This window comes from Rhizobiales bacterium NRL2 (genome assembly GCA_001664005.1).
In the GTDB taxonomy this organism is placed as follows: domain Bacteria; phylum Pseudomonadota; class Alphaproteobacteria; order Minwuiales; family Minwuiaceae; genus Minwuia.
The window spans coordinates 4,096,539-4,115,742 of the sequence record CP016093.1 but is presented as its reverse complement, the minus strand read 5'-3'; the positions used below and the strand labels follow the sequence as shown (position 1 = coordinate 4,115,742).

General features: G+C 67.9%; 15 protein-coding genes. 9 read left to right on the top strand and 6 right to left on the bottom strand.

Annotation, left to right across the window (positions count from 1 at the left end; translation table 11 throughout):
* Nucleotides 1-4 precede the first annotated feature (4 nt).
* The 4 genes from TEF_19245 to TEF_19230 all read right to left on the bottom strand — a co-directional run bounded on the left by TEF_19245 (nucleotide 5) and on the right by TEF_19230 (nucleotide 3,353).
* A complete protein-coding gene (locus TEF_19245; protein ID ANK82694.1) occupies nucleotides 5-286 on the bottom strand; it encodes a hypothetical protein in 282 nt (93 codons plus the stop codon).
* 16 nt (nucleotides 287-302) lie between these two features.
* Entirely contained in the window at nucleotides 303-1,703 is a 1,401-nt protein-coding gene (locus tag TEF_19240) for a uroporphyrinogen-III C-methyltransferase (protein ANK82693.1), read from the bottom strand.
* A 448-nt stretch (nucleotides 1,704-2,151) separates the two neighbouring features.
* Nucleotides 2,152-2,496 carry a hypothetical protein gene (locus tag TEF_19235; GenBank protein ID ANK82692.1) on the bottom strand — a complete coding sequence of 115 codons (345 nt, stop codon included), beginning with the start codon at nucleotides 2,494-2,496 and terminating at the stop codon, nucleotides 2,152-2,154.
* A gap of 62 nt (nucleotides 2,497-2,558) precedes the next feature.
* Nucleotides 2,559-3,353 carry a hypothetical protein gene (locus tag TEF_19230; GenBank protein ID ANK82691.1) on the bottom strand — a complete coding sequence of 265 codons (795 nt, stop codon included), beginning with the start codon at nucleotides 3,351-3,353 and terminating at the stop codon, nucleotides 2,559-2,561.
* 73 nt (nucleotides 3,354-3,426) lie between these two features.
* Here TEF_19230 and TEF_19225 point away from each other — a divergent pair, with 73 nt between their 5' ends.
* The 5 genes from TEF_19225 to TEF_19205 all read left to right on the top strand — a co-directional run bounded on the left by TEF_19225 (nucleotide 3,427) and on the right by TEF_19205 (nucleotide 13,679).
* Nucleotides 3,427-4,218: an enoyl-CoA hydratase gene (locus TEF_19225; GenBank protein ANK82690.1), complete on the top strand. Its 792-nt coding sequence runs from the start codon at nucleotides 3,427-3,429 to the stop codon at nucleotides 4,216-4,218.
* A gap of 2 nt (nucleotides 4,219-4,220) precedes the next feature.
* Nucleotides 4,221-4,760, top strand: coding sequence for a hypothetical protein (locus TEF_19220; protein ANK82689.1), 540 nt, complete (start codon nucleotides 4,221-4,223; stop codon nucleotides 4,758-4,760).
* Nucleotides 4,761-4,911: 151 nt separating this feature from the next.
* Nucleotides 4,912-8,469, top strand: a complete 3,558-nt coding sequence (locus TEF_19215; protein ID ANK82688.1) for a hypothetical protein — start codon at nucleotides 4,912-4,914, stop codon at nucleotides 8,467-8,469.
* A gap of 192 nt (nucleotides 8,470-8,661) precedes the next feature.
* Nucleotides 8,662-12,465, top strand: a complete 3,804-nt coding sequence (locus tag TEF_19210; protein ANK82687.1) for a hypothetical protein — start codon at nucleotides 8,662-8,664, stop codon at nucleotides 12,463-12,465.
* Between the two features lie 185 nt (nucleotides 12,466-12,650).
* Complete coding sequence (locus tag TEF_19205; GenBank protein ID ANK82686.1) at nucleotides 12,651-13,679, top strand: hypothetical protein; 1,029 nt, start codon at nucleotides 12,651-12,653, stop codon at nucleotides 13,677-13,679.
* A gap of 79 nt (nucleotides 13,680-13,758) precedes the next feature.
* Here TEF_19205 and TEF_19200 read toward each other — a convergent pair whose 3' ends face one another.
* Both TEF_19200 and TEF_19195 read right to left on the bottom strand, forming a co-directional pair.
* The gene (locus TEF_19200) at nucleotides 13,759-14,565 is read right to left on the bottom strand and encodes a hypothetical protein (protein ID ANK83609.1); all 807 of its coding nucleotides are present in this window, start codon (nucleotides 14,563-14,565) and stop codon (nucleotides 13,759-13,761) included.
* A gap of 43 nt (nucleotides 14,566-14,608) precedes the next feature.
* The gene (locus TEF_19195) at nucleotides 14,609-15,442 is read right to left on the bottom strand and encodes an MBL fold metallo-hydrolase (protein ID ANK82685.1); all 834 of its coding nucleotides are present in this window, start codon (nucleotides 15,440-15,442) and stop codon (nucleotides 14,609-14,611) included.
* A gap of 151 nt (nucleotides 15,443-15,593) precedes the next feature.
* Between TEF_19195 and TEF_19190 the strand changes: the two genes are divergently transcribed.
* From TEF_19190 to TEF_19175, 4 genes are read left to right on the top strand one after another with little or no spacing between them, the layout of a single operon-like run.
* A complete protein-coding gene (locus tag TEF_19190; GenBank protein ANK83608.1) occupies nucleotides 15,594-16,355 on the top strand; it encodes a hypothetical protein in 762 nt (253 codons plus the stop codon).
* A gap of 2 nt (nucleotides 16,356-16,357) precedes the next feature.
* Nucleotides 16,358-16,864, top strand: coding sequence for a DNA-binding protein (locus TEF_19185; GenBank protein ANK82684.1), 507 nt, complete (start codon nucleotides 16,358-16,360; stop codon nucleotides 16,862-16,864).
* A gap of 50 nt (nucleotides 16,865-16,914) precedes the next feature.
* Complete coding sequence (locus tag TEF_19180; GenBank protein ID ANK83607.1) at nucleotides 16,915-17,772, top strand: uroporphyrinogen-III C-methyltransferase; 858 nt, start codon at nucleotides 16,915-16,917, stop codon at nucleotides 17,770-17,772.
* 3 nt (nucleotides 17,773-17,775) lie between these two features.
* The gene (locus tag TEF_19175; protein ANK82683.1) at nucleotides 17,776-19,098 is read left to right on the top strand and encodes a cobyrinic acid a,c-diamide synthase; all 1,323 of its coding nucleotides are present in this window, start codon (nucleotides 17,776-17,778) and stop codon (nucleotides 19,096-19,098) included.
* The last annotated feature ends 106 nt before the right edge of the window (nucleotides 19,099-19,204 follow it).

Below are 19,204 nucleotides of genomic sequence, written 5' to 3'. Positions count from 1 at the left end.
TACCTCACGCGGCCTGGGGCTTCAGGTAGTCGACGGACGGACCGCTCATGCGCAGCCGCTCGCGGTAGCGCAGCGGGTGCAGTTCTTCGCCGATCCGTTCGACGGCGATCTCGTAGGGACCGACAGCGACGCCCGGCTCGGCTTCGGCGCGGGTCAGCAGGGCGGCCGTGGCCTCCTTGCCTTCGGCTGTCTCGGCCTGTTGCAGATCCGTGGACCAGCCGGTCCCCGTCAGGAAGATGACGACGCCGTCGTTCAGGCGGTTGGCGGTGATGACGTTGAGGCTCATGGTGTCTCTCCGCGACTCAGAGGGCGAGGGCCAGCCGCTCGCTGGCGGTGGCGGCAAGGGTGTCGCCGGCGACTTCGCCGATGACGATCAGGGCGGGCGAGGCGACCGCTTCCCGGACCAGCAGGTCGGGCAGGTCGTCCAGCCGGCCATAGACCACGCGCTGGCCGGGCAGGGTGCCGTTCTCGATCACCGCAACCGGGGTCGCCGGGTCGCGGCCGTGATCGATCAGGGCCTGGCTGGAGGCGCGGGCCGTATCGACGCCCATGTAGACCGCCAGCGTGTGGCGAGCGCTGGCCAGCAGGCGCCAGTCCAGGTCCGGCTCGCCACCCGCCTTGCCCTGGCCGGACAGGAAGGTGACGGCGCTGGCCTTGTCGCGATGGGTCAGCGGGAAGCCGGCGGCTGCGGCGCAGCCGGTGGCGGCGGTGATGCCGGGCACGATCTCGACTTCGACGCCGTGGCGCTTCAGGAAGTCGGCTTCCTCGCCGCCGCGGCCGAAGACGAAGGGATCCCCGCCCTTCAGCCGGACCACGAGATGCCCGGCGCGGGCCTCGTCCAGCAGGATGCGGTTGATCTCGTCCTGGCTCCGGAAATGTGCGTCGCGCGACTTGCCGGCATAGACGCGGCGGGCGTCGCGGCGGGCGAGGTCCAGCACCTCGTCGCTGACCAGCCGGTCATGGACGATGACGTCGGCCTGCTGCAGCAGGCGATGGGCCTTGCGGGTCAGCAGTTCCGGGTCCCCCGGGCCGCCGCCGACGATGGCCACGCGGCCGATGATCTCGCCGGCCGCAGCACGGTTGATCAGCGCCAGCATGTCCTGGCTGGCCCCGTGTTCCTCGCCGCGCAGCACCTGACGCGCCACCGGGCCGTCGAGGAACCGGTCCCAGAACTTGCGGCGCTGGCGGGCCGTGGGCAGCACAGCCTTCACGGCGCCCCTGAAGCGGCCCACGAAGCCGGCGAGGCTGCCAAGATTTCGCGGCAGGGCGGTTTCGATGATGCCGCGCACCTGGCGGGCCAGCGCAGGCGCCGCGCCGCCGGTCGAGATGGCCACGGTGACAGGGGCGCGGTCGACGATCGCGGGCATGGTGAAGTCCGACAGGGCCGGCCGGTCGACCACGTTCACGGTCACGCCGGCGATGCGGGCCGCGTCGGAGACGATCCGGTCGGCGGCCTCGTCATCCGTAGCGGAAATGACAAATGCCGCCTCTTCCAGATCCTGACTGTGGAATTCCCGGCGGTGCACCGCGATCACGTCCTCGGCCGCCCAGGCCGAGAGGGTCGCGTCCGGCTGCGGCGTTACCACCGTGACCGCGGCGCCGGCGTCCAGCAGCAGCCGCGTCTTGGCCATCGCGGCCTCGCCGCCGCCGACGACGAGAACCTTGCGGCCCGTGAGTTTCAGGAAGATCGGAAATGCCTGCATGACGCCGCTCCTATAGGAAAAGGCTCAAGTGGCTGGAAGCGCTGAAGAAATGCGCACGCCTGTGGCCGGCGGAATGCGGTTCTGCAATGGGCTGCGCCGTCATGGCGTGACCTCCGTGGCTCTGTTCCGGGCCCACGGAGAAAGCTCCGTGGCGCTTTAGCTGTTGGTGACGCGGTGCAAGCTGCCCAATCAAATGCCGCGGGTCCGGTTTCCGGTCGGACCAGTCCGTCGTCCTTCGCGCTGTTCCGGGGTCTGCCCTTCGGTTGCCGCGGGGCTCGCCGCCAGGATATCGCGCCGTGTTCGACATGGACGAAAATTCGTTATCTCGAACTGTAAGTCAATAAAATTATTACGCAGAAAGGGATATATATTATTAATCACATAATTTTCGTGTAGAAATTGAACATGCAGGACGCCAGGCGCAGCCAGCGCGCCGGACGCGGTATCGTCAGCCGGCGAGCGCCGGCCCGGTCAGCAGGAAGATGTCGTCCTCATGGATGGGGCTGTCGAACTGCAGCCCGGTACCGTGTTCGCCCTGAAAGACCACCCGTGCGGCCACGCGCTGCAGGCAGGGCGCCGCGTCGACGAACACGCGGTCGCCCTCGGCCGCGGCGATCGCCGGAGCCAGCAGCATGCCGCCCCGTGAGATATCGACCGCATTGGCGCTCTGCGTGTCGCCGCCATCCGCGCCGCCGACGCGGACCTCGGCGCGGGCGGGCCACCTGGGCGATGTCCGGGTGCGGTCCCGCCAGCGCGCGAGCAGGGAAACGCCGGGTCCCGGTTTCTGTTCCATGACATGGCTCCGAAACTGTCTGTCGTTCCGCGGCAGCTTCGGATGCGGGGTTGAAGGAAGTCTTAAGTCGCGTCCCCCGCCAGCCGGCCGATGATGAACATGCGGCGGAACGGAAACAGCGTGATCCCGTCCGCCGCCATCGGATAGGCCTCGCGCAGCCGCTTCCTGTAGAGCTTGACGAAGTCGTCGAAGTCGAGCGGGTCGAGGTGGCGCTCCACGGGCAGCAGCGCCGTGCCGCGCACCCACTCGAACACCGGATCCTCGCCGGTCAGCGCCTGCTGGTAGACCGTCTCCCAGATATCGACATGGTTGCAGTCCGCCCTGAGCAGGCCGTGATAGAAGGCCGGCGCCTGCACGAAGTCGCCGACCAGCCTGTTGAGCAACCGCTCCCGGTACGGGGCCTGCGCCGCGATCTCTCCGATCAGCGTGTGGGACGGCGCCTCGAAGTTGTTGGGCTGCTGTATCGCCACGACGCCGCCGGGCCGGAGCGCCGCCAGCAACCGCCGGAACAGGCCCTCATGGTCGGCCACCCAATGGATCGAGGCGTTGGCGAAGATCACGTCCGCGGGTTCGTCCGGCTTCCATTCGGCGATGTCGCCAGGCTGGAACTCCAGACCGGGATGGTTGGTCCGCGCCTTCTCCAGCATGGCTTCGCTGTTGTCCACGCCGATCACGCGGGCTTCGGGCCAGCGGGCCTTCAGCGGCGCGGTCGAATTGCCCGGGCCGCAGCCGAGGTCGTAGACCAGCCGCGCTTCCCCGACCGGGATACGCGCCAGCAGGTCGAGCGCCGGCCGCGTGCGCAGATCGCCCATGGCGCCCTTCATGTACTGGTCCGGGTTCCAGGCGTTGGCGGCCATCAGGGGCTCCTTCGATTGACGCTGTCGCGGGCGGTCCCGATAATCCGGCATGGCTCGGGGGAGGGGCCGCATCATGACCTATGACGACTACGAATGCATTTCGTTCAGCCGTGACGGCAAGATCCTGACGGTGACGCTCAACCGTCCCGACGTGCTCAACGCCGTCAACGCCCGGCTGCACACGGAACTGAGCACGCTGTTCTACGACCTGCAGCGCGACGAGGCGGAGATCGTCGTGCTCACGGGCGCCGGCAAGGCGTTCTGCGCCGGCGGCGACATCGACTGGATGCAGGAGGGGATCGACGAGCCCGCGGGCTTCGAGACCACCGCCTACGAAGCCAAGCAGATCGTCTTCGGCCTGCTGGACCTGGAGAAGCCGATCATCTGCCGCCTCAACGGCGACGCCGTCGGTCTCGGCGCGACGATCGCCCTGTTCTGCGACATCGTCATTGCCGCCGACACGGCGCGGATCGGTGATCCGCACGTCTCGGTGGGCCTGGTGGCCGGCGACGGCGGCGCGGTGATCTGGCCGCAGCTCATCGGCTATGCCCGGGCCAAGGAATATCTCATGACCGGCAAGCTGGTGGGCGCGGCCGAGGCCGCCGGCATGGGTCTGGTCAACCACGCAGTCGCCGCGGACGCGCTGGACGCCGAGGTCGACAAGATGGCGAAGCGGCTGGCCGGCGGCGCCTCCAAGGCCATCCGATGGACCAAGGTCTCGGTCAATATCGGACTCAAGCAACTCGCCCATTCCATCATGGACACTTCGATCTCCTATGAGCTGATGAGCAACCTGACCGACGATCACCAGGAAGCGGTCAACGCCTTCCGCGAGAAGCGGCGTCCCAACTTCACGGGTAAATAGAGATGGCCCGTATTCCCTATGTCGATCCGGCCGAGGCGCCGGAGGACGTCGCCGCCCTGCTCGCCAAGGTGCCGCCCATCAACGTCATGCGCATGCTGGCGCACGCGGCGCCCGAGTTCCGGCGTTTCGTGTCCTTTTCGGACGCGTTGCTCAGGAAATCAGACATCGACAAGTGGTGGCTGGAACTCGCGATCCTCAGGGTCGGTCACCTGTCGAACGCGCCCTACGAGATCTTCCAGCACGAGGCGCTGGCCCGCGCCGTCGGCGGCCCCGAGGAGAAGATCGCTGCCGTGGGCCGATGGCCGGAAACCGACGCCTTCGATGCGGACGAGGAACTGATCCTCGCCTACACCGACGACGTGGTGAACAATGTCCGCGCTTCCGACGCGACCTTCGAACCGCTCAGGGCGAAGCTCAGTCACCAGGGCCTGGTGGAACTCACCATGGCGATCGGTTTCTACATGATGGTCTCGCGGTTGCTGAACACCTTCGATGTCGAGATCGAGGCCGACGGCAAGAGCCGGATCAACCTCGAACGCTGAGATGTGATGTTCGCCGGCTGACGGACAGCAGACCGGCCCGTATCTTGCCAGTATATTCGTGTTCGGGCCGCAGCATGGCCCCGGGACGCCTCAGGGTGGCGCAACCGGTCCGGATTCGGGCTTCGACTGTTTCGAATTGGTACAGGATATCATGGCCAGCAACTCATCCGGCAAGCGCGGCGGCGGCCGTGACGATGATCGGCGCGAAGACGAGCGCGGCGATATCGTGCGCGGCCGTGACAAGGGCGTCGAGCGGGGACGGGCCGAGGAAGAGCGCGAAGAGAACCGCGGCCGCGATGACGAAGACCGCGGCGAGATCGTGCGCGGCCGTGACAAGGGCGTCGGGCGGGAGCGGGTCGAGGACGACCGCGACGATGACGAGGATCACGAGCGCGGCAGGAACCCGGGCCGCGGCGACGAAGACGGCGATGGGGACGGCCGCGAGGGTCGGAAGGATCGCGATGGCCGCGAACGCGTAGCCGACAAGGACGACGAACGGACCCGCAAGGACGAGCGCGACGAGGACGACGCGCCCGAGGCGCGCGGCAAGGGCCGCGACAAGGATGAGGAGCGCAAGCGCGCCGAGGAGAAGGACGGCGAGGACCGCGACGCGGAGGCTGCCGGAAAGAATGCCCGGACCGAAGAGAAGGCCCGGAAGATCGAACAGGCCGATGACGGTGTCGACGCCGGCAAGGATGCGAAGGCCGGCGCGGCGAACCAGCCGGCCGAACAGCCGAAGAAGGCCGAACAGGACAAGGACCCGAAGAAGGAGAAGGTCGCGGACGACGGCGGCGACACGCTGGGCGGAAGCGATCTCTTCCGGGGCGGCGACAATGTCGGCGACGATACCCTGTTCGCCGAACGCGGCGGGGACACGCTCGAGGGCGGCGCGGGAGACGACAGGCCTGCGGACGACGAGCAGGCCGGCAAGGGCGAACTTCAGGGCGAAGAGAAACCGGTGCTGCTGAAGGTGGCCGAGGCGGAGCCGAAGGGCTTCGTCGGCGGCGAGACGCGCGACAAGCTGATCGGCGGCGAGGGTTCGGAAACCTTCGATTTCGGCGGCGGCAACGATTACGGCCGCGGCGGCGACGGCGACGATACGCTCTGGGGCGACGATGGCGACGACATCCTTGTCGGCGAGAACGGCCACGACGTCATCATCGGCGGTCTGGGCGCCGACAAGCTGATCGGCAAGGACGGCGACGATTCCATCGAAGGCGGCGAGGCGAACGACGACGTGCGCGGCGGCGCCGGCACGGACAGCCTCTGGGGCGGCGATGGCGACGACCTGGTGCGCGGCGAGGACGGCGACGACCTGGTGTTCGGCGGCGCGGGCTTCGACAAGCTCCGCGGCGACGGCGGCAATGACAGTATCGAGGGCGGCGACGGCACCGACTGGCTGTTCGGCCATGACGGCGCCGACGTCCTGACCGGCGGGGCCGACGACGACACCCTGCGCGGCGGCCTGGACAACGACACCGTATATGGCGGCGCCGGCCACGACGTGGTCCGCGGCGGCGAGAACGACGACCGCGTCGAGGGCGGCGATGGCGAGGATTTCCTCACCGGCGACGCCGGCAACGACACCCTGCTGGGTCAGGCGGACGACGACAAGCTGGTCGGCAATTCCGGCGAGGACAGCCTGGAAGGCGGCGACGGCAATGACGACCTGCGCGGCGGCAGCGACAACGACACCCTGAACGCCGGCGCCGGCAACGACCAGATCTTGGCCGGTGTGGGCGATGACATCGCCGACGGCGGCGAGGGCGACGACACCATCCACGGCGAGGGCGGCGGCGACACGCTCAGCGGTCAGGCCGGGATCGACCGCATCTTCGGCGGCTCGGGCGACGACCTGATCGATGGCGGCGACGGCGACGATACGGTCGCCGGCGGCGCCAATGCCGACACCGTCCACGGCGGCGCTGGCGCGGATTTCGTCGGCGGCGGCACTGGCGACGACCAGCTGTTCGGCGGCGCGGACGGCGACGAGATGAACGGCGGCGTCGGCTTCGACCTGATTCACGGCGACGAAGGCGACGACACCATTCTGGGCGGGGCCAACGCCGATACCATCTTCGGCGGTGACGGCATCGACATGATCAACGCCGGCGCCGGCAATGACAGCATCGACGGCGGCGAGGGCATGGACCTGCTGATCGGCGGCACCGGCAACGACACCATGACCGGGGGCGGCGGCGATGACTGGTTCTATCTGAACGGCGACGAGTTCGGCCATGAGGTCATCACCGACTTCCAGGCCGGCGACCTGCTCGACTTCTCGGGCACCAGCTTCACGCGGCGCGACGTGCAGATCACCGAATCGAACGGCAATACGGTGATCACCGCGGGCGCGAACTCGGTCACCCTGCTGGGCGTGCTGCCGGCCATGCTGGCGGGCGAGGCGATGTTCTTCCCCGGCGACGGCGAGGCGCCCGACTTCAGCGAGATCGAGAACGCCGAAGGCGCACAGCATGGCGGTGACGGCAAGGACAAGCTCTACGGCGGCTGGAACGACGACGACACGCTGGTGGGCCTGGGCGGCGACGACCAGCTCTACGGCAATGGCGGCGAGAACGCCCTCTTCGGCGGCGACGGCGACGACAAGCTCTATGGCGGCAACAACGCCGATCTGCTGGTCGGCGGGGCCGGCAAGGACAAGGTCTATGGCGGCGAGGGCGTCAACACCATTCATGGCGGCGACGACGACGACGAACTGCGCGGCGGCAACAGGGAAGACGAGATCTTCGGCGGCGCCGGCGATGACAAGGTCTATGGCTCGGAAGGGCTCAACACCCTCGAAGGCGGCGACGGCGACGACAAGCTCTATGGCGGCAACGCGGCGGACACCATCCGCGGCGGCGAGGGCGACGACGAGATCAAGGGCAGCGAAGGCGAGAACCTTCTGGACGGCGGCGCCGGCAACGACACGATCGACGGCGGCAATGCGGCCGACACGATCCAGGGCGGCGACGGCGACGACGAGATCAACGGCAGCGAGGGCCTGAACCAGCTCTTCGGTGGTGCGGGCTCGGACACGCTGGAGGGCCGCAACGCGGCCGATTTCCTGGACGGCGGTGATGGTGACGACCGCCTGATCGGCGGCGAGGGCCAGAACACCCTGCTGGGCGGCGCGGGCGGCGATTTCCTCGAGACCCGCAACGGCAATGACAGCCTGGACGGCGGCGCGGGCGACGACACGCTGATCGCCGGCAACGGCAATGACACGGTCATCGGCGGATCCGGCAATGACAGCCTGACCGCAGATCACGGCAACGACTATTTCGATGGCGGCGAGGGCGATGACACCCTGTCGGCCGGCGGCGGCAACGACACGCTGATCGGCGGCGCGGGCAACGACTTCCTCGACGGCGGCGACGGCGAGGATCTCTATATCTTCCGCCGCGATGAGAGCGGATCGAACGACGACGTCATCAGCGACCGGAAGTGGAACAACAACACCCTGGAGCTGCATGACAGCGAGGGCGATCTGGATCTCGACGAGGTCGCTTTCCGCGACAATGGCGATGGCACCTGGACGGCCGCCTTCGCCGACGGCGGCGGCACCATCACCTTCGATCCGAGCGTCGTCGCGGAGATCAACCTGATGGACGGCCTGGGCGAGGTCGGCAGCTCGCTCCGCTATGACAGCCGCGGCGAGACCTACGAGGTCATCGACGGCGATCGTGATCTCCTGATCCTGCTCTGACCGCCGCGCGGGCCGGCTCCCGCGCCTGCTCCCCTGTTCCGGACGATTCCCGCTCGCCGCCCGCGTCTGGCATGGCGCTGGCATGGCGGTCTTCAGGATTTGGTAACGGAACCGCGATGGGCCGGCCCCGACCGGACATCGTAGAGCAGAATTAGAAAAACTGTTCCGGATCGGGACACACAGGAGACCGACATGTCGCTTCTTGCCGAAATCGCAGCTCTGGGCGTACAGCGCGGCATCGCCTTCGCGACCATCAACGGCGATGAGACCTCCGAGAATCTGCAGGGGACCTCCGGGGATGACCGCATCTTCGGCGGCGGCGGCGACGACACCATGAACGGCCTCGCCGGCGACGACACGGTGCGCGGCGGCGACGGCGACGACAATGCGCTCGGCGGCGGCGGTAACGACGTGGTGCGCGGCGACGAGGGCGACGACCGGGTCTTCGGCGGCGCCGGTGACGACAGTCTGACCGGCGACAATGGCAATGACAGCCTGGTCGGCAATGACGGCGACGACACGGTGCGCGGCAACAATGGCGACGACACCATCAAGGGCGACGCCGGCAACGACGAACTCTTCGGCGGCGGTGGCCGCGACGAGGTCGACTACCGCGGCACCGACGGCGACGTCCACGTCGACCTGGGCGCGGCCGGTGACGACAACGGCCTGGCCAACAGCGACGACTTCGGCGAGGACACGCTGGACTCCATCGAGATCGTCAAGACCGGCGACGGCGACGACTTCGTGGCCGGCGATTCGTCCAACGAGGAAATCGAGACCGGCGCGGGCGATGACATCCTGGTCGGCAATGACGGCGACGACCTGCTGGAAGCCGGCGATGGCGTCGACGAGCTGTTCGGCGGCAATGGCGAGGACACGCTCCGCGGCGATGGCGGCGACGACTACGCCGAGGGCGGCGCGGACAACGACAACATCTTCGGCGGCGCGGGCAGCGACGACCTCAACGGCAATGAGGGCGACGACACGCTGAGCGGCGAGGACGACGACGACTTCCTGTTCGGCGGTCAGGGCGACGACGTCATCAACGGCAATGGCGGCAATGACGACATCGAAGGCGGCGACGGCAACGACGACCTGCGCGGCGGCGATGGCAACGACGATATCCATGGCCAGGCGGGCGACGATCGCATCGTCGGCGAACTTGGCGACGACATTCTCTCCGGCGGCGATGGCGCGGACACGGTCTTCGGGCAGGACGGCGCCGACGACATCGTGGGCGGGCTGCTGGACGATCTGCTGTTCGGCGGCGGCGGCAATGACACGGTCGACGGTGAGGACGGCGACGACGTGATCTTCGGCGAGGACGGCGACGACGAACTGAATGGCGGTGCGGGCAATGACGACATCCGCGGCGGCAACGGCCAGGACATCGTCATAGGCGGCGCCGGCGCCGACGTGATCCAGCTGCTCAATGGCGACGATTACGCCGAGGGCAACGAGGGCAACGACACAATCCGTGGCGGCGCCGAGAACGATGATATCTACGGCGGCGACGGCGACGACACCGTGCGCGGCGACGAGGGCGACGATTGCGTTCATGGCGACGACGGCGACGACTTCGTCACCGGCGGCGCGGGCAACGATTCCATGGAAGGCGGCCTGGGTAACGACCTGATTCTGGGTGAGGACGGCGACGACTTCGCCGACGGCGGCGCGGGTGACGATGAAATCCGCGGCGGCGCCGGTGACGACACCTTGGACGGCGGCGCCGGCAACGACACGATCCTGGGAGAGTCGGGCAGCGACGTCCTTTCCGGCGGCGACGGCGACGATCTGCTGAACGGCGACATCGCCGATGACACGCTGTTCGGCGATGCCGGCGACGATCTGCTGCGCGGCGGCGGCGGCGATGACGAGCTCAACGGCGGTGACGGCAACGACACCCTGGTCGGCGCCGAAGAGAACGACCTGCTGAACGGCGATGGCGGGCGGGATTCGATCCAGGGCGGCGGCGGCAACGATACGCTGGACGGCGGCGCCGATCACGATACGCTCGATGGAGGCGACGGCGCCGACGAGATCGACGGCGGCGCGGGCGACGATGACATCGTGGGCGGCCTCGGCAACGACACCATCCGCGGCGGCGACGGCTCCGACCTCGTCCAGGCCGGCGAGGGCGACGACATCGTCTATGGCGGCGACGGCATCGACTTCATCACCGGCAGCTTCGGCAACGACCTGATCTACGGCGGCGACAACGAGGTCCTGCTGGGCGAGAACCTGATCGAGAACGGCGACTTCGAGAGCCACGGCGCGCTGAACCGCGGCGACTGGGGCACGTTCGACCAGATCGACGGGTGGGCCGCGACGCGCAGCACCATCGAGGTCCAGGAAGGCAGCCACTGGGGCACGCCCTGGACGCCGGACGACAACTCCTTCATCGAGCTCGATTCCCATCCCGAACACTGGTGCGACTGGTCGACCAACGCCACGGTGGTCCAGAACGTCGACGTCCCCGTCGACGGCACCTATCTGCTTAAGGTCGACTATTCGCCGCGCTACAAGAGCTGGTGGACCGACACTTCTGAGACCAGCCAGCTGGAGATCCGCATCGGCGGTCAGACGGTGGCGGTGCTCTCCTCCGACTGCGTCGGCTGGGAAACCTATGAGTTCGAGGTGCAGCTCCAGTACGGCGCGACCGACCTCGAACTGATCGGCCGCGGGTCGGACGACACCTATGGCGCGCTGGTCGACAACATCTCGCTGCAGCAGATCGCCAAGGAAACGCTGTTCGGCAGCGACGGCAATGACACCATCTATGGCGACGCCGGCGATGACTTCATCGACGGCGGCCTGGACGACGATTTCGTCAGCGGTGGCGCGGGCGATGATCTCGTCTGTGGCGCCGACGGCGATGACACGCTGGTGGGCGGCAAGGGCGCAGACACCCTGCATGGCCAGGCCGGCTATGACCTCGCCGACTACTCCGAGGCCTGCGATGCGATCGCCATCGCATTCTCCGACGTCGATTGCTACGGCATCGGCGGCGCCTTCCGCTATGCCGGCGAAGGCGGACTCGCGGGCGAGGCCCTGGGCGATGTGTTCATCGAGGTCGAGGCCTTCCGCGGCACGGCCTTTGACGACACGATCTACGGCGCCGAGACAGAAATGGCCTATGAATTGGGCGCGGGCGACGATGTCTTCGACACCGATTATGGCGATCGCGTCGCCGACCTGGTCGATGCCGGGGCGGGCGACGACCGCATCTGGTCGGGCGCTGGCGACGACACGCTGTACGGCGGCGCCGGCAGCGACACCATCGACGGTGAGCGCGGCGACGACGTGATCCATGGCGGCCTCGGCGACGACTTCCTCTCCGGCGGCGGCGGCGACGATACCTTCGTCTTCGGCGAAGGCGGTTTCGGCCGCGACGTCATCTGCGACTTCGGCAGCGGCGACAGGATCGACCTGACCGGCCTCGGGCTGGCGTTCGACGATCTCTCGATCAGCTCCAGCGGCTGGTGGTGGAGCCGGGATACCCTGATCGACTTCGCCGACGGCAGCCAGATCCGGCTCAAGAACTTCGACGAACGCTATCTGGATGCGGATGACTTCGTGGGCCTCGAGGCGCCGGCCCGCAACGAGATTGTCGGTTCGCGCTGGCGGGACCGGCTCGACGGCACCGATGGCGACGACCTGATAAGCGGTCTCGGCGGCGACGATACCCTGAAAGGCCATGATGGCGACGACATCCTCGACGGCGGCGCCGGCGACGATGTGCTGAAGGGCGGCCGGGGCGCGGACATCTTCACCTTCTCCGGCGAGGATTTCGGCTATGACCGGATCAGCGACTGGTGCGAGAGCGATGGCGACAGGATGGATGTCAGCCAGCTCGGCGTCTCCTTTGGCGACATCCGGATCATCGACGTCGGCCGCGACGTCCTGGTGAAGGTCGGCGATCACGGCGCGATCCGGATCGAGGACACCTACACCAGCTCCATCGGCGAGGACGACTTCATCGGCCTGGTCTGACGGTACGGCCAACCGCGAGACGCGAGGGGCGGTCCCGCAGGGGGCCGCCCTTTCTTTTTCCGGCCGCTGGAGATGGCGCGCAGGAGGATTGCGACAGATGAATTAATTCGGTTACATTATCCGGGACGGGGTGGCGGTCGCGCCTGCGCCTGCCGCCTGACAAGGAAGGGGAGGAATCCGAAGTCATGCAACGTCGCAATCTATTGAGGGCCGCCGCCATCGGCGTGGGCCTGAGCCTGGCGGGCGCGCCCGTGCTGGCGCAGGACAAGACCTTTCTCACCATGGACAGCAATCCCGCCGGCACCACCGTCGGGCAGTTCATGATCGCGTTCAGCCAGGTCGTTCAGAAATACCTGCCGATCGAGATCCAGATCTCCACCGGCAAGCCGGCGACCAAGTCGGCCGTCGACGCGGCGCGCCAGCAGGTCGATCTCTACACCGGCGCGCCGACCATCAACTGGTACATGCAGAACAAGGCGGCGATGTTCGCGAAGGTGGACGACGCGCCGGAAATGAACGCCACGCTCCGGGGCATGATCAACTACCCGCTTGGCCCGTATCAGATCGTCACCTATGCCGATTCCGGCATCGAGACGCTGGACGACATCAAGGGCCGGAAGGTCTTCCTGGGCCCGCCCGCCGGCGCAGCGACCAAGGTCATGATCGACGTGGTCAAGGCCGTCACCGGTTACGAGCCCGGCGAGGACTTCGAGATCATGCGCTATGACTGGTCTTCGGCGGAGACCGCCTTCCTCGACGGTCAGATGGACGTCTATGTCGTGCCGACCAGCATGCCCAGCCCGCAGATCCAGCAGTTCGGCCTGATCCGCGAGATCCGCTTCCTGGGCATTCCGGCGGACAAGATGGATCACGAACTGATCCAGGCTTCGCTGAAATATCCCGGCCGGACCATCTGGGAGATCCCGCCCGGATCCTATGACAACCAGGTCAACAAGGAAGCCGTGCAGACCATCGGCTCCTGGGTCGGCATCCAGACCCAGAAGTGGCTGGGCGAGGATCTCGTCTACGACATGGTCCGGACCTTCTTCGAGAATCTGGATGAGGTGCACCAGACCGCGCCCTGGATGAAGACCATCACCCTGAATACGGCGCTGAACGAGATGAACGTGCCGCTGCATATCGGCGCCTACCGCTACTACAAGGAGCAGGGCGTCGACATTCCTGAAGCGCTGGTTCCGCCCGAGGCGAAGTAGCGCCGTTTCATCCGGCTATTCGGGAACGGGGCCCGCGGGATGCGAATGCGTCCGGCGGGCCTTTTTCTCTTGTGGCGGATCAGGCGCGGATGGCCCAGAAACTGGCGTCGTGATTGGGGCGGGGACGCGGGATGAAGCCGGTCAGCCGACCGCAGAGCCCCGTCATCGCCCGCGCGGCGTACTGGCTGGCGAACAGGGGTTCCAGTGCGCCGGCGGCAATCAGCGGCCTCAGCGCGTTCTGTTCGTTGTAGCCCCGCGCCTCCCAGTCTTCCGGATAGGGCCAGGGCAGGAAGATGTCGTGGACGTGCACCAGCACGCCCGCGGGCAGGGCGGGAACGATCTCGCCGAACAGCAGATCGACGTCCGTCCCCGGCATCAGGATGTGACTGGAATCGATCGACAGCACGTCGCCCGGCTTCAGCGCCGCGAATACCGAACGGTCCGCGTTCTGGACGATGTCCTGCACCAGCGTCAGCGGCAGGGCGGCGATATCCGCGCGCGGTGCGGGATCGATGGCGGTGATCGCGCAATCGAAATCGCCGTCGCGCACAGCGCGGACCATGAAGCGTGTGGAATGCCCCGAGCCGATCTCCACGATGCGGGCCGGCCGGCGGTCGCGGACGAGAGCATAGGCCGCCGCCGCGTCCAGTCCGGCGAACCAGTCCTGGTCCCAGCGGGGCGCGGGCGCGGGGTCGTCGGCGCCGATGGCCAGCAGCGCCTCGCGGTATCCGGCGATCAGGTCGAGCGTCGCCTCGAAGCGGTCCGCCGCGTCCGCGAAGATCCGCTCCACCGCCGGAGCCACGGCTTCGGGCCTGGCGTCGGCCGCGTGCCGATAGGGAATGAACCAGCCTTCGCGCGCCTCGCCGGAGAGCGTCCGCCGCGCCATCTCCCGGCGCCGCGCCTCGAAGGAGGCTTTCTCCGTCATTGTCCTACGGCCTCAGCACCATGCCTTCGCGGGCGACGACGGAGCCGGGCCGGGCCTTCTCGACGTCCCGGGCGATGCCGTCCATGAAATCGTCGTCATGTTCGGGATCGTGATGGAAGACGACATAGGTCTTAGCGTTCGCCGCGTCGCAGAGGCGCATCCCGGCCTCCCAGGTCGAATGACCCCAGCCGACGCGCTGCTTGTATTCCTCGTCGGTATAGCTGGCGTCGTAGATGACGATGTCGGCGTCCCTGAGGAACTCGACCAGCCGCGGATCGTTGCCCTCGGCCGGATGCTCGGTGTCGGTGATGTAGCAGATCGAGCGGCCGTCGAACTCGACGCGGTAGCCCGTGGCGTCGTTCGGGTGCTCCAGCGGACAGGTCTTCACCACGACGTCGTCGGCCGGTACGAGTTCCTCGCCGGCGCGGAAATCGCGATAATCGATGTCGGCATTGAAGATCGTCGGCGGCACCGGGAACAGCGGTGCGATCATCATGTCGTGCAGCACCCGCTCCAGCGTCAGCGCCGGCAGCAGGTGGCCCGCCCAGACCCGGAACTTCCAGCCCGGAATGAAGAAGGGCACGAAGAAGGGCAGGCCGCAGACATGGTCGAAATGGGTGTGGGTCAGAAACAGGTCGGCGTCGCCGGGGGGCTGTGCGGCCAGCTGCTTGCCAAGATAGCGCAGGCCGGAGCCGCCGTCGAAGACCAGAAGCCGCTCGCCGGCGCGGACTTCCAGGGAGGAGGTGTTGCCGCCATAACGGATCACGTCCGGCGCCGAACAGGCGATGGAGCCGCGCACCCCCCAGAAGCGGACGGAAAAGTCGTCGTTTCCGCTCAAACTTCCCCCCTCTGTTCGCGCCGCCTGCCGATGGACAGTGCGGCAGCCAATGATCTACCTATACCGCCAACCAGACCGGATAAAGTGAAGAATCGCACGGTCTTGACGCAGATTCCCGCCCCTCGTGGGCCGAAGCAAGCTGGAAAACGACATGTCCGAAGCCCTTCTGGTCGATCGCGCCGCCTCCGTCGTCAAGCTGACGCTGAACCGCCCCGAAAAGCACAACGCCCTCGACGTGCCGACCATGTGTGACGTCGCCGAGGTGATCGAGCGCCTCGCCGGGGATCGCGCCATCCGCGTGCTGGTCTTGACCGGCGCGGGCGGGCGGAGTTTCTGCTCCGGCGCCGACCTGAGCGGTGTCGGCGACCAGTGGCCGTGGGACGATGATCCGCTGAGCCGGCTTTCCAATGCCCTGGAGCATTTCCCCGGGGCCACTGTCTGCGCGCTCAACGGCTCCGTCTATGGTGGTGGAACGGACGTCGCCATGGCCTGCGACTTCCGCATCGGCCAGAAGGGCCAGCGCATGTTCATTCCGCCCGCGCGCTTCGGCATTCACTACCAGATCAGCGGCCTGCGCCGGGCCGTGGGGCGCATCGGCCTCGGGCCGGCAAAGCGGCTCTATCTCGCCGGCGAGACCTTCGACGCCAACGAGATGAAGCGGGTCGGGTTTCTGGATCACCTGGTGGAGCCGGCGGAATTCGACGCGTTCGTCGCCGGCTATGTCGCCGAGATCGCCGGCATGGCGCCGCTGGCCGTCCGCGGCATGAAATCGGTGCTGAACGCCGTGGCCCGCGGCGACCTGGACGAGGAGAAGGCCATGCTGGGCGTCCATTCGTGCATCGTTTCGGAAGACTTCAAGGAGGGCCAGCGCGCCATCGCGGAACGGCGCAAGCCGGTCTTTCAGGGGAGGTGAGCATGACGGCGACGCGCGAGAGCCTGATGGCGCGGCTGGACGAGCTGGGCATCGAAACCCGTACCGTGGATCATCCGCCGGTCTTCACCGTCGAGGAGGCGAAGGACCTGCGCGGGGACCTGCTGGGCGGTCATACCAAGAACCTATTCCTTAAGGACAAGAAGGGCGCGCTCTGGCTGGTGGTCTGCCTGGAGGACCGCCGCGTCGATCTCAAGGCGCTGCGCAAGCGTCTCGGCGCGGCGCAGCTCAGCTTCGGCAAGCCGGATCTGCTGCGCGAGAAGCTGGGTATCGAACCGGGGTCGGTGACGCCGTTCTCGGTGATCAACGATCACCGCGGTGAGGTCACATTGGTGCTGGACCAGGAGATGCTGGACATCGATCCGCTCAATTTCCATCCGCTGCGCAACGACGCCACGACGCAGATCGCGCCGGATGACCTGGTGGCCTTCGCCCGCGCCACCGGCCACGAACCGCTGATCAGCGAAATCGACGAGACGCGCGACGACTAGACGCCGCGAATGGAAGGACGCGGCGGCCCCGCCGCGCTATGCTGAGGGCGATGCGAAACATCCATGACATCGACACCGGCACCGACATGGTCTGGCCCGAGTTCCTGCCGGGCTGGGTCTGGCTGGCCGGCGCGGGGCCGGGCGATCCGGGCCTCGTTACCCTGCACGCGCTCTCGGCGCTGAAGCAGGCCGACGTCGTCGTCTACGACGCCCTGGTCGACAGCCGTATCCTGGGCTGGGTGCGGACGGACGTGCCGACCGAGTATGCCGGCAAGCGCGGCGGCAAGCCGTCGCCAAAACAGCGCGACATCTCGCTCCGCCTGATCGAGCTGGCGCGCGAGGGCAAGCGCGTGCTGCGGCTCAAGGGCGGCGACCCCTTCGTCTTCGGGCGCGGCGGCGAGGAGGCGCTGAGCCTGGCGGAGGCCGGCGTGCCGTTCCGCATCATTCCCGGCGTCACCGCTGGAGTCGGCGGCCTCGCCTATGCCGGCATTCCGGTGACCCACCGCGACGTCAATCAGGCAGTGACCTTTCTGACCGGCCACGACCAGAACGGTCTGGCGCCCTCGCGGATCGACTGGGATGCCATCGCCAAAGGCTCCCCGGTCATCGTCATGTACATGGCGGTGAAACATCTCGACCATATCGCGCGCCGGCTGATGGCCGCCGGCCGTTCGCCGGATGAACCGGTGGCGGTGGTCTGCGACGCCAGCCTGCCGACCCAGCGGGTGCTGGAGACGACGCTTGGCGAGGCGGCCGACGATGTCGAGACCGAGGGGATCACGCCGCCCGCCCTGATCTGCGTCGGCGGCGTGGTGCCGCTGCGCCGCGTCCTCGACTGGCAGGCCGGCGCGCCCGCGCCTCAGGATGTCTTTCAGGCGCTGGGGCGCGGCTCCCGAGACGCCGGCTGACCGGTGACGGCCGCCGGGGGGCTGATTCTCGCTGCGCCGTCTTCGGCGTCGGGCAAATCGACGCTGACGATCGGTCTGCTGGCGGCTTTCGCCCGCCGCGGCGGGGTGCGGGCGGCCAAGTGCGGCCCCGACTACATCGATCCCATGTTCCACGCCCTGGCCTGCGGCGCGCCCTCGGTGAACCTGGACCCGTGGGCGATGACGTCCGACATGCTGCGCGGCCTTGCCGCGACGCAGGCGGCCGATGCGGGTCTGCTGCTGATCGAAGGCGTCATGGGTCTGTTCGACGGTGCAGCCGGGGGCGGCGGCTCCACCGCCGACCTCGCCGCAACGCTCGGCCTGCCGGTGGTTCTGGTGCTCGATGCCGCCCATCAGGCGCAGTCGGCGGCGGCGCTGGTCAGGGGCTTCGACAGCCATCGCGAGGACATCCGTATCGCCGGGGTCATTCTCAACCGGGTCGGCAGCGCCCGCCACGCCGACCTGATCCGCGGCGCGCTGGCGCCGCTGAATATCCCTGTGCTCGGCGCGGTCCAGCGGCGCGCCGATCTCGCCATGCCTTCACGGCATCTCGGCCTGGTGCCGGCAGCCGAGATCGAAGGGGTGAGCAAGGCGATCGATGCGCTGGGCGACCTGATCGCCGAGTGTGTCGACCTCGACTGCCTGGAACGGCTGGCCCGGCCCCTGGCCGCAGCATCTGCGCCGCCGGCGCTACCGCCGCCCGGCCAGCGCGTCGCGGTCGCGCGGGATATCGCCTTCTGCTTCGCCTACCCGCATCTGCTGGACGGCTGGCGACGCGCGGGCGCCGAGATCCTGCCCTTCTCGCCGCTGGCCGATGAACCGCCCGCGCCGGAGGCCGATGCGGTTTTCCTCCCGGGCGGCTATCCGGAACTGCATGCGGGCCGGCTGGCGATGGCTGGAAACTTCCTGGACGGCCTGCGCCGCGCGGCCGGTCTGGGGGTGCCGGTCTACGGCGAATGCGGGGGCTACATGGTCCTGGGCGAGGGGCTCGTCGACGCCGAGGGCGTGCGTCATCGGATGGCGGGGCTGTTGCCGCTGGAAACCTCCTTCGCGGAACGGCGCCTCCATCTCGGCTACCGGGAACTGAGGCCGCGCGAGCCGGGGCCCTGGGACGGGCCGCTGGCGGCGCATGAGTTCCACTACGCGACGGTGCTGTCGGAGGGTGCCGGCGAGCCCCTGTTCGATGCCGCCGCAGCCGACGGCACGCCGCTCCCCCCCATGGGACGCCGCGCGGGCAGCGTCATGGGTTCTTTCGCCCACGTGATCGCCAGGCGCGAATCGCCTACCGAATCGGGTGGTACGACCTGAAGGGAAATTTCCCTTTATGTTCGCGAATGTTCCGGAAAACAGACTCGAATTCTGTTCTCCCCGTGCCCGTCGGACTCCCTGCCGTGTCCGTGTTTCGTTCCCGCTC

Excerpts from the sequence above, each read along its gene's own strand:
- TEF_19245 (ANK82694.1), bottom strand. The coding sequence starts at position 286 with ATGAGCCTCAACGTCATCACCGCCAACCGCCTGAACGACGGCGTCGTC.
- TEF_19240 (ANK82693.1), bottom strand. The coding sequence starts at position 1,703 with ATGCAGGCATTTCCGATCTTCCTGAAACTCACGGGCCGCAAGGTTCTC.
- TEF_19235 (ANK82692.1), bottom strand. The coding sequence starts at position 2,496 with ATGGAACAGAAACCGGGACCCGGCGTTTCCCTGCTCGCGCGCTGGCGG.
- TEF_19230 (ANK82691.1), bottom strand. The coding sequence starts at position 3,353 with ATGGCCGCCAACGCCTGGAACCCGGACCAGTACATGAAGGGCGCCATG.
- TEF_19225 (ANK82690.1), top strand. The coding sequence starts at position 3,427 with ATGACCTATGACGACTACGAATGCATTTCGTTCAGCCGTGACGGCAAG.
- TEF_19220 (ANK82689.1), top strand. The coding sequence starts at position 4,221 with ATGGCCCGTATTCCCTATGTCGATCCGGCCGAGGCGCCGGAGGACGTC.
- TEF_19215 (ANK82688.1), top strand. The coding sequence starts at position 4,912 with ATGGCCAGCAACTCATCCGGCAAGCGCGGCGGCGGCCGTGACGATGAT.
- TEF_19210 (ANK82687.1), top strand. The coding sequence starts at position 8,662 with ATGTCGCTTCTTGCCGAAATCGCAGCTCTGGGCGTACAGCGCGGCATC.
- TEF_19205 (ANK82686.1), top strand. The coding sequence starts at position 12,651 with ATGCAACGTCGCAATCTATTGAGGGCCGCCGCCATCGGCGTGGGCCTG.
- TEF_19200 (ANK83609.1), bottom strand. The coding sequence starts at position 14,565 with ATGGCGCGGCGGACGCTCTCCGGCGAGGCGCGCGAAGGCTGGTTCATT.
- TEF_19190 (ANK83608.1), top strand. The coding sequence starts at position 15,594 with ATGTCCGAAGCCCTTCTGGTCGATCGCGCCGCCTCCGTCGTCAAGCTG.
- TEF_19185 (ANK82684.1), top strand. The coding sequence starts at position 16,358 with ATGACGGCGACGCGCGAGAGCCTGATGGCGCGGCTGGACGAGCTGGGC.
- TEF_19180 (ANK83607.1), top strand. The coding sequence starts at position 16,915 with ATGCGAAACATCCATGACATCGACACCGGCACCGACATGGTCTGGCCC.